Origin of the sequence: Roseomonas sp. 18066, from assembly GCF_902706185.1 — a bacterium.
Classification (GTDB): domain Bacteria; phylum Pseudomonadota; class Alphaproteobacteria; order Acetobacterales; family Acetobacteraceae; genus Pseudoroseomonas.
On sequence record NZ_CACSJM010000196.1, the window covers coordinates 1 to 9544 of the forward strand.

8 protein-coding genes are annotated in these 9544 nt (G+C 73.5%); 1 reads left to right on the plus strand and 7 read right to left on the minus strand.

The features are described from left to right. Positions 1–19 precede the first annotated feature (19 nt). The gene (gene yghU / locus GVN67_RS26085) at positions 20–895 is read right to left on the minus strand and encodes a glutathione-dependent disulfide-bond oxidoreductase (protein WP_160000247.1); all 876 of its coding nucleotides are present in this window, start codon (positions 893–895) and stop codon (positions 20–22) included. Positions 896–941: 46 nt separating this feature from the next. Next, a complete protein-coding gene (locus GVN67_RS26090) occupies positions 942–1643 on the minus strand; it encodes an alpha/beta fold hydrolase (protein WP_160000248.1) in 702 nt (233 codons plus the stop codon). Between the two features lie 100 nt (positions 1644–1743). On the opposite strand from GVN67_RS26090, the gene ggt reads away from it, so the two are divergent. Then, positions 1744–3345, plus strand: a complete 1602-nt coding sequence (gene ggt / locus GVN67_RS26095) for a gamma-glutamyltransferase (RefSeq protein WP_160000249.1) — start codon at positions 1744–1746, stop codon at positions 3343–3345. Between the two features lie 52 nt (positions 3346–3397). Here the strand turns inward: ggt and GVN67_RS26100 are convergent, their stop codons facing one another. The 5 genes from GVN67_RS26100 to GVN67_RS26120 all read right to left on the minus strand — a co-directional run. After that, positions 3398–4594, minus strand: coding sequence for a PQQ-dependent sugar dehydrogenase (locus GVN67_RS26100; RefSeq protein ID WP_200845400.1), 1197 nt, complete (start codon positions 4592–4594; stop codon positions 3398–3400). Between the two features lie 71 nt (positions 4595–4665). Beyond that, the gene (locus GVN67_RS26105; protein WP_160000250.1) at positions 4666–5724 is read right to left on the minus strand and encodes an MBL fold metallo-hydrolase; all 1059 of its coding nucleotides are present in this window, start codon (positions 5722–5724) and stop codon (positions 4666–4668) included. Positions 5725–5731: 7 nt separating this feature from the next. Further along, the gene (locus GVN67_RS26110; RefSeq protein ID WP_235035507.1) at positions 5732–6562 is read right to left on the minus strand and encodes a class I SAM-dependent methyltransferase; all 831 of its coding nucleotides are present in this window, start codon (positions 6560–6562) and stop codon (positions 5732–5734) included. Further along, positions 6559–7944, minus strand: a complete 1386-nt coding sequence (locus GVN67_RS26115; RefSeq protein WP_160000251.1) for an APC family permease — start codon at positions 7942–7944, stop codon at positions 6559–6561. Before GVN67_RS26115 ends, GVN67_RS26110 begins: the two co-directional genes overlap by 4 nt. 130 nt (positions 7945–8074) lie before the next feature. Further along, a partial coding sequence (locus tag GVN67_RS26120; protein ID WP_160000252.1) for a sensor histidine kinase occupies positions 8075–9544 on the minus strand: 1470 nt, incomplete at its 5' end.

The following is a 9544-nucleotide window of genomic DNA, read 5'->3' on the forward strand; positions in this document are numbered from 1 at the left end:
CCCGCCTCCTGTCGCCGCCTCAGCCCTGCGGCGCCAGCTTGTCCTGGGTCTTGGTGTCGAAGTCGCTGGCCTCGTGCCGCTCATGCAGCTGGCTGGACGGCTCGCCGGTGACCCGGTTGACCATGCGGCCGCGCTGCACGGCCGGCCGCGCCAGGATTGCGTCCGCCCAGCGGTTGACGTGCTGGTAGCTACCGACGTCGAGGAAGTCCGCGGCGCCGTAGAGCCAGCCCTTCGCCAGCCCGCCATACCAGGGGAAGACCGCGATATCGGCGATGCTGTAGTGGTCGCCGCCCAGATAGGGGCTCTCGGCCAGGCGCCGGTCCAGCACGTCGAGCTGCCGCTTGGCCTCCATGGCGAAGCGGTCGATCGGGTACTGCATCTTGCTCGGCGCATAGGCGTAGAAATGGCCGAAGCCGCCGCCGAGATAGGGGGCGCTGCCCATCTGCCAGAACAGCCAGGACAGCACCTCGGCCCGGGCCGGGTCGCCGGCCGGCGGCAGGAATTCCCCGAATTTTTCGGCAAGATGCAGCAGGATGGCGCCCGACTCGAAGACGCGCACCGGCTGGCCGCCGCTGCGGTCCAGCAGCGCCGGGATCTTCGAGTTGGGATTGATGTCGACGAAGCCGCTGCCGAACTGGTCGCCCTCGCCGATGCGGATCAGCCAGGCGTCGTATTCGGCGCCCTGGTGGCCGAGGGCCAGCAGCTCCTCCAGCAGGATGGTCACCTTCACCCCGTTCGGCGTGCCGAGCGAATAGAGCTGCAGCGGGTGGCGCCCGACCGGCAGTTCCTTTTCCTGGGTCGGGCCGGCGACGGGACGGTTGATATTGGCGAAACGGCCGCCGCTGGCCTTGTCCCAGGTCCAGACCTTGGGGGGCTCGTAATCAGGGGTGCTCATGCGTGGTTTCTCCGTGATGCACGGCCGCCAGGCGGCCCTTGCCCCATCACCTCGTCATCCGGCGCGAAATAACAAGGTTCAGCCAGTCGGCGACCAGCGGTCCGAGCGCCGCGGGGGCCTCCAGCGGGATCATGTGGCCGGTCTGCTCGACCACCTGCAGGCTGGCGCCGGGAATGCCGTCGCGCAGCTCCGCGGCCTCCTCCAGGCTGCGCAGCCGGTCCTGCCGGCCGGCCACCACCAGGGTCGGGCAACCGATTTCCCCCAGCCGCCCCAGGTCGCCCGGGCGGTCGAGCAGCAATTGCCGGTGGAAGGCTTCGGGCCCCAGCCGCTCGCCCATGGCGCGCAGGCGCTCGATCAGCGCCGTGTCGCCCTCGCGATCGGGATGCAGCGCGCGGGCCAGGGCGGCCCGGCCCAGCCTGACCCCCTGGCCGAGCTGCGCCGCCGCCTGCGCCTTGCGCGCCGCGCGTTCCGGCCGGTCGCCGCGCGCCGAGGTCGCGATCAGCACCAGCGCCCGCACCCGTCCCGGCGCCTGCCGCGCCACCTCGCGCGCCACATAGCCGCCCATCGAGAAGCCCACCGCGATGAAGTCCGGCGGCGCCGCGGCCAGGGCGCGGGCTGCCATCCCGGCGATGCTGCCGTCCTGCGACGGGTCGGCATGCAGGGGCGGCGGGAAATCCCGCCAATAGGGCAGCACCTCCTGCCAGAGATCCGCATCGGTCATGAAGCCGGGCATCAGCAGCATCGCCATGCCCGCCAGCCTAGACGCGTGGCGCGGCGGGGCAACCCGTCTCGACAGCGGGCCGGACAGGGTCTTGGATGGCGCCGCACAGACAGGGACGGACCGAAGCATGCGGGGCATGGTGGTGGCGGCGCAGCCCGAGGCGGCGGAAGCGGGCGTGCTGGCGCTGAGGCGCGGCGGCAATGCCATCGACGCGGCGGTGGCCGCGGCCTTCGTCCAGGGCGTGGTCGACCCCTTCATGACCGGCATCGCCGGCTATGGCGCGCTGCAGGTCTATATGCCGAAGCGCGGCGTGCACAGGACGCTGAACTTCTTCTCCCGCGCGCCGCTGGCGGCGACGCCGGAGATGTGGGCCGGGATCGCCAATGGCCAGTCGCGCGACGGCTTCGCCTATCTCGTCCGCGGCCAGATCAACGACATGGGCTACCAGGCGCCGGGCACGCCGGGAAATCTCGCCGGCTACTGCGCGGCGCTCGCCGCCTATGGCACGATGGATCTGGCGGACGTCATGCGCCCGGCGATCGAGCAGGCGCGGCAGGGCTTCATGGTGCGGCCCTATGTGCAGTATTTCTGGAACCTCGACCACAGCGCCTCCGGCCTGGTCAACCCGGCCGAGGCGCTGCGCTTCAGCGCGGCGGGCCGCGCCCTCTATTGCCGCCCCGATGGCAGCATCAAGCGCGCCGGTGACCGCGTGGTGAACCCGGAGATGGCGACCTCGCTGGAGCGCATCGCCCGGCACGGCCCGGATCTTTTCTACCGCGGCGAGATGGCCGAGCAGATCGCCGACGACTTCGCGCGGCATGGCGGGCTGCTGTCGCGGGCCGACCTGGCCAGCGTCCGCGTCGCCGAGGAGGATCCGATCTGGGGCCGGTATCGCGGGCTGCAGGTCGCCAGCCTCGGCGTGCCGGGCGGCGGCGTCAGCCTGCTGCAGCTGCTGCAGGTGATGGACCAGTTCGACCTGGCCGGGCTGGAGCACAACAGCCCCGAGCATCTCCGCATCCTGGCCGAGGCGATGAAGCAGGTCGCCATCGACCGCGACGCCTTCATCGCCGATCCGGACTTCGTCGCGGTGCCGGTGGACATGCTGCTGTCGCAGGACCGCGCGGCGCAGATCGCCGCCCGCATCCGCGCGCGGGAGAAGGCGCATGTCGTGCGCGCGCCCTACGAATCCGCCGACACCACCCATGTCAGCGTCGTCGATGCCGAGGGCAATGCGGTGTCGCTGACCCACACGCTGAACACCCCCTCCGGCGTCATCACCGAAGGGCTGGGCTTCATGTACAATGGCCTGATGAGCGGCTTCGACCCGCGCCCCGGCCGGCCGCATTCCATCGCCCCGGGCAAGAGCCGCACCTCGTCGCAGAGCCCGACCATCGTCTTCCGCGACGGCCGCCCGGCCATCGTCATCGGCGCGCCGGGCGGCACCGCCATCGTCCCCGCCATCGCCCAGGGCATCAGCAACGTCGTCGACCACGGCATGAGCATGTTCGAGGCGGTCGCGGCGCCGCGCATCTCGGTGACCAGCGACACCATCGACGTCTCCAACCGCATCCCGCATTTCGTGACGCGGGAATTGGAGGCGGAAGGCTATCCGGTCGCCCGCAGCGCCATGGGCTTCGCCTTCGCCGCGCTGCATGCCATCCGCATCGAGGGCGACCGCGCCACGGGCGGCGCCGACCCGCAGCGGGACGGCGTCGCCCTGCAGGCCTAGGCGCGTGATCGCCTGAGGCGGCAGCGGCGACAGGCGTGAATCACCCGCTCACCTATGCGGGCGTCAGGCGCAGCAGCTCGCCCTCGGCGCTGTCGGTCAGCAGCATGACGGCGCCGTCGCGGGCGACCCGCACGTCGCGGATGCGGGCCTGGCCTTCCAGGTAGCGCGCCTCGCCGGTGACGCGCTGGCCGTCCAGCGTCAGCCGCACCAGCGACATCGCCGCCAGCCCGCCGACCAGCAGGCTGCCGCGCCAGCTCGGGAAGAGCGGGCCGTCGTAGAAGGCCAGGCCGCTCGGCGCGATGACGGGGTCCCAGTAGTAGAGCGGCTGCTCCATGCCCTCGGCCGCGGTACGGCCCTGGCCGATGGCGCGGCCGCTGTATTCCAGCCCGTAGCTGATCGCCGGCCAGCCGTAGTTGCGGCCCGGCTGCGGCCGGTTGAGCTCGTCGCCGCCGCGCGGCCCGTGCTCGATGGTCCACAGCGCGCCGTCGGGGCCGAGCGCGGCCGATTGCAGGTTGCGATGGCCAAAGGACCAGATTTCCGGCTGGCCGCCGGCGATGGCCGGGTTGCCCGGCGCGGCGCCGCCCTCGGGCGTGATGCGCAGCACCTTGCCCAGATGGGTGGAGACATCCTGCGACAGCTCGCGCGGCTCGGGCAGCGAGCGCTCGCCGGTGGTGACGAACAGCATGCCCTGCCGGTCGAAGACCAGCCGCGAGCCGAAATGCAGGGTCGAGCGCCAGCCCGGCTGCTGCCGGAAGATGACGCGCACGTCCTCGAACCGGGTGAAATCCGCCGACAGCGTGCCGGTCGCGACGCTGGTGCCGTTCAGCCCCTGGCCGCGCGGCTCGGCATAGCTCCACCAGACGCGGCGGTCCTCGGCGAAGTTCTGGCGCACCGCCACGTCCAGCAGACCGCCCTGTCCCTGGAAATCGACCGACGGCACGCCCGCGATCGGCGGCGACAGCCTGCCGTCGCGGCCGATGCGGCGGATGCGGCCCGGGCGCTCGGTGACCAGCCAGCCGCCGCCGGGCAGCTCGGCCAGGCCCCAGGGGTTCTCCAGCCCGCCCGCCACCACCTGGGCGCGCGGCGTCGCGCTGTCGCGGATCACCGGCGCCCGGGTCTGGCCGGCGAAGGCCGGGCGCTGGTCGCGGGCATTGGGCGGCGCGTCGTTAAAGCCGGCGGCGCGGGCGGCGGCCAGCGGCAGGGCGGCGGCGGCGGCGCCTTGCAGCAGCCGGCGGCGGAACATGGTCATGGCATTCTCCTTGTCAGCGCTTTCGTCCCCCCTCCCCAGGGTGGTTCAGCCGGGTGGTTCAGCCGGGTGGTTCAGCCGATCATCGCCGGCGCCTCCCAGACCAGCCCGGGCCGCGCGGCCAGGAAGCGCCCGGGCGCGACGCCGGCGGCGGCCAGGGCGGTGGCCAGCGCGGCGGGCGGCGCATCCACCGCCTCGTCGGTCAGCTGGAAGGTGCCCCAGTGGTAGCCGAGCGCCTGGCGCGCCCCGAGCAGCGCGAAGCCGCGCACCGCCTCCTCCGGGTCCATGTGCTGCGGCGCCATGAACCAGCGCGGCGCATAGGCGCCGATCGGCAGCAGCGCGAGGCCCAGGGGCCCGTGCCGCCGCGCCACCCGGGCGAAGGGGCGGCCCTCGTCGAAGCCGGTGTCCCCGGCGAAGAAGATGCCCTCGCCCAGGCCGCGGATGGCGAAGCCGCACCACAGCGCCGCATTGCGGTCGAACAACCCGCGCGCGGTCCAGTGGTGCACCGGCTCGCAGCCGAGCTCGACCCCGCCGGGCAGGGCCAGGCGCTCGTCCCAGTCGAGCTCGGTGATGCGGGCCTCCGGGGCGGCGGCCTGGATGGTGGCGGCATGGCCGAGCGGCGCCACGATGCGCGGCCGGTCGCGCTGCCACAGCCGCGCCAGCGTCTCCTGGTCCAGATGGTCGTAATGGCCGTGCGAGAGCAGCACCAGGTCGATCGCCGGCAGGTCGTCGAAGCCGATGCCGGGGGCGTTGACGCGGCGGGGCCCGGCGAAGCTGAAGGGGCTGGCGCGGTCCGACCAGACCGGGTCGGTCAGGATGTTCAGCCCCGCCCCCTGGATCAGGAAGCTGGCATGGCCGGCGAAGGCGACGCGCAGGCCGCGGCCCTCGACCCGCGGTGGCGGCCGGTCGGGCGGCAGCGGGCTGGGCCAGGCCTGTGGCCATTCGGCGCTTTCCCGCCCCAGCTGCCAGCGGGCGAGATCGAGAAAACCGCGCGGCCCGGCGCCGCCCGGGTTGAAGAAGCGGGCGCCGTCGAAATGGTCGCTGACCGGGCGCCGCCCCGCCGCGCCGCCGCCGGCGCAGGCCGCGGCGGGCAGCGCCGCCGCCAGCGCTGTCGCGGCGCGCCGGGTCAGCATGCGCGGCTCATCCGGCGGCCTTGACCGCGCGCCAGGCGGCGCCGCCCTCGACCTGGCCGGACAGCGCGCCGCCCTCCAGCTTGCCGGTGTAGCGGCGGCCGCCGGCGGTGAAGGTGATGGTCTCGCCGTCCATCTTCGCCTCCGAGATCGGCTGGGCCTGGCCGCCCTGGGTCAGGCTGCCGGTCAGCGCCTGGTAGCGCTGCTCCAGCACCAGCCGGTCCTGGCCGATCTGCCACTGGCCGCCGACCTGGGCCGGGATGATCCACAGATAGGCGCGGCAGAAGCTGGCGCATTCGGCGCCGGTGTCGAAGCTCTGGTCCGGGGTCCAGTCGCCCATGCCGAAGGTGTTGGAGACGACGCGGGTGCCGGGCTTCATCGCCAGCAGCGTCGGGCGCAGCCGCTCGTTCAGCGTCTGCAGCAGGAACAGGGTGACGACGGTGGCGTCGGAAAAGTCGGACTGGAAGATATCGGCCTGCACGAAGCTGGCCCGGCCAGTGACCCCGGCGGCCTCGGCGTTGCGCTGCGACAGCGCCACCATGTCCGGGTTGAACTCGATGCCATGGGCGCTGGCGCCGCGGCGGGCGGCGGTGATGACGGTGCGCCCGTCGCCGGAGCCCAGGTCGACCACCCGGTCCTGCGCGGTCACCTTGGCCATGTCGAGCATGCGGTCGACCAGCTGCTGCTGGGTCGGCACCCAGACCACGTCCTTGCCGGACTGGCCGACGGTGGGGGTGAAGGCGGGCGCCCCGGGGGGCTGCTGGGCGATGGCGGCGCCGGCCAGCAGCGGCAGGGCGCAGGCGGCGAGCAGCAGGAGGCGGCGCATGCGGGGCCTGGTCATGGGCGGGTCTCTCCGAGCGGGGATGGGAGGGGAGGTTCGGCGTCGCGGCGACGGAACAGCAGCAGCGGCAGGCCGGCGGCGACCACGGCGAGCCCGACCAGGGCGCCGAGGCCGGTATAGGCGATGCTGGCATGCAGCATGTAGCCGCAGGTCAGGCAGAACAGCGCGGGTGTCAGCGGATAGAGCGGCACCTTGTAAGGCAGGGCCCGTCCAGGCTCCCGCCGCCGCAGCACGAACAGCGCCAGGCCGACAAGCAGCAGAAAACCCCAGAAGACGGGGGCGGTGTAGTCGACCATGGCGCGGAAGCCGTCCTCGGTGACGGCGCCGAGGCCGACCAGGCCCAGCGCGATGGCGCCCTGCAGGATCAGCCCGTTGGCCGGCGTGGCACCCCGCCCTGCCCCGCCGCCGCGCGCCTTCCAGCGGCTGATGCCGGACAGGAAGGTGACGTCGCTGGCCATGGCGGACCAGGAGCGGGCGCCGGTGAAGATGGTGGCGTTCAGCGTCGAGATGGCGGCGACGATGATGGCGGCGCTGACCAGCCCGGCGCCCGAGGGGCCGGCGACCCGGGCCATCATGTCGGCGGCCACCGCGTTGGAGCCGCGCAAGCCCTCCAGCCCCAGGATCATCAGCAGCGCCAGGTTGGCCAGCACGTAGAGCACCACCAGGATGGCGGTGCCGGCCAGCAGCACGCGCGGGATGTTGCGCGGCGCGTCCTGCATCTCGCCGGTCAGGTAGGCGGCCTCGTTCCAGCCGCCATAGGTCAGCAGCACGAAGACCATGGCCATGCCGAAGGCGGCCGTCGCCGGCGCCACGGCGGCGGCCGGCGCGGCCTCGGCGGGGGCGCCAAGCAACCCGAAGCCGATGATGGCGACGATGGCGCCGACCTCGATGGCGGTGGCCGCCACCTGCAGGTTCTTGCCCGGCAGCGTTCCCAGCACGTTCACCGCGGTCAGCGCGACGATGGACAGCGCGGCATAGAGCGCCGGGCCCTGCGGCCCGATCGGCAGCAGCTGCGCCGCGTAGTCGCCGAGGACGAAGGCGACGCCGGCGATGGCCCCGGTCTGGATCACCGAGCCGCGCGCCCAGCCGAACAGCATGGCCACCGGCCGGCCATAGGCGCGCGACAGGAAATGGTATTCGCCGCCGGCATGCGGATGCGCCGCCGCCAGCTCGGCGTAGCAGAGCGCGCCGACCAGGGTGACCAGGCCGCCCGCCACCCAGACGCCGATGAAGGCCAGCTCGCTCTCGACATGGGCCGCGACCAGGGAGGGGGTGCGGAAGATGCCGATGCCGACGACGATGCCCACCAGCATGATGGTGGCGTCCAGCGCCGAGAGGGAGGCGCGGGACCCCGCGGCGGCGGGCGTCGGCGATGGCGGCATGCGGGACCCTCTGCGTCAGCCGTCGGCAGCCTGCCCGGCGGTTCCGGAAGGCTTTCCAGGGGATTACGGAACGGTCATGCGCAATATCAAGGCTTCGCCGCGGCGGCGACCGGCAATTTCCCGATAGGTCCTATCGGTGCGCCCGATGCATGGCGGCCGGCGCCGTGCCTGGCGCGGGCCCGGCCGGGCGCAGCGCCGGGAAGGCCACGCTGAAGACGGCGCCGCCGCCCTCGCGCGGGGCGCCGGCGATGCGGCCGTCATGCGCCTCGACGATCGAGCGGCAGATCGACAGCCCCATCCCCATCCCGTCCGGCCGGGTGGTGTAGAAGGCGCGAAACAGCTCCGGCAGCGCCGCCTCGGTCAGGCCGATGCCGCGGTCGGCGACGGTGAAGCCGATCTCCTCGCCGCCCTCGGTCGACAGCACCAGCTGCTTCGGGCCGCCCTGGGACGGCAGGGCGGCGCGGTTGGCCTGCAGGCCATTGACCAGCAGGTTCACCACCACCTGCTGCAGCTGCACCCGGTCGGCGAACAAGGGCAGCGGCCCGGGGGCGAGGTAGAGGTCGAGCTCCATCTCCTGCTCGGCGATCTCGCGCCGCAGCAGGCCGGCGGCCTCGGCCACCACCCGGTTCAGGTCGAGCCAGGCGCGTTCCGGCACATGCCGGGCCGCCATGCCGCGCAGCCGCTGCACGATGGCCTTGGCGCGATGCGCCTCGGCGACCATGTCGGCCAGGCAGTCGCGCACCTCGGCCAGCTCCGGCGGGTCGCGCGCCAGCCAGCGCAGGGCGGCGTCGCCGTTGAAGGACAGCGCCGCCAGCGGCTGGTTGATCTCATGCGCGATCGAGGCCGAGAGCTCCCCCAGCGTCGCCACGCGGGCGACATGGGCCAGCTGCGCCTGAGCCTGCTGGGCGGCATGGGCGGCCTGGCGGCTCTCGGTGATGTCGACCAGCCCGACCAGGATGCGGTCGCGGCAATGCCCGGCGGGGGGGAAGCCGACCTCGACCAGCACGTCGCGGATGGCGCCGTCGGCGGCGCGCACCGTGGTCTCGCCGCGGAAGCCGGCGCGGCCCTCGGCCAGCGCGCAGAGGAATTCGCGGAAGGTGGCGCGGGTGGCGGGGGTGAAGAAATGCGCCGGCGTGGTCAGCAGCCGGGCGCGGTCGCTGCTGCGCACCAGCCGCAGCGCCGCCTCGTTGACGTCGATCACCCGGACCAGCCCGGCGCATTCCTCGACCAGCTCGGGGCAGGCCAGCAGCCGGGCACGCAGCCGGGCAGGGTCGCCATAGGGGGCCGGGCCGCCGGCGATCTCGGCCATGCGGGCGCGCAGCGCGGAGAAATCCTGCTCCCAGATGGCGACGCCGCTCTGCGCGAACAGGCTGCGGTAGCGCAGCTCGCTGGCGGCCAGGCGGTGCCCGGCGCGGGCCAGGCGCCAGCCCAGCGGCAGGGCGATGGCCAGGGTCAGCAGCGCCGCCAGCCCGGCGACGGCGGCATCCGGCAGCGGCGCCTCCAGCCGCGCCAGGCCGAGCGCCACCAGGAAGGCGGCGGCGGCGACCGGCAGCGCCAGCAGCAGCGCGCAGCGCCAGGCCGGCGCCATGCCGGGGGGGCG

What these genes read in the sequence shown, in the direction of transcription:
- yghU (WP_160000247.1), bottom strand. Translation starts at nt 895, where the DNA reads ATGAGCACCCCTGATTACGAGCCCCCCAAGGTCTGGACCTGGGACAAG.
- GVN67_RS26090 (WP_160000248.1), bottom strand. Translation starts at nt 1,643, where the DNA reads ATGGCGATGCTGCTGATGCCCGGCTTCATGACCGATGCGGATCTCTGG.
- ggt (WP_160000249.1), top strand. Translation starts at nt 1,744, where the DNA reads ATGCGGGGCATGGTGGTGGCGGCGCAGCCCGAGGCGGCGGAAGCGGGC.
- GVN67_RS26100 (WP_200845400.1), bottom strand. Translation starts at nt 4,594, where the DNA reads ATGACCATGTTCCGCCGCCGGCTGCTGCAAGGCGCCGCCGCCGCCGCC.
- GVN67_RS26105 (WP_160000250.1), bottom strand. Translation starts at nt 5,724, where the DNA reads ATGCTGACCCGGCGCGCCGCGACAGCGCTGGCGGCGGCGCTGCCCGCC.
- GVN67_RS26110 (WP_235035507.1), bottom strand. Translation starts at nt 6,562, where the DNA reads ATGACCAGGCCCCGCATGCGCCGCCTCCTGCTGCTCGCCGCCTGCGCC.
- GVN67_RS26115 (WP_160000251.1), bottom strand. Translation starts at nt 7,944, where the DNA reads ATGCCGCCATCGCCGACGCCCGCCGCCGCGGGGTCCCGCGCCTCCCTC.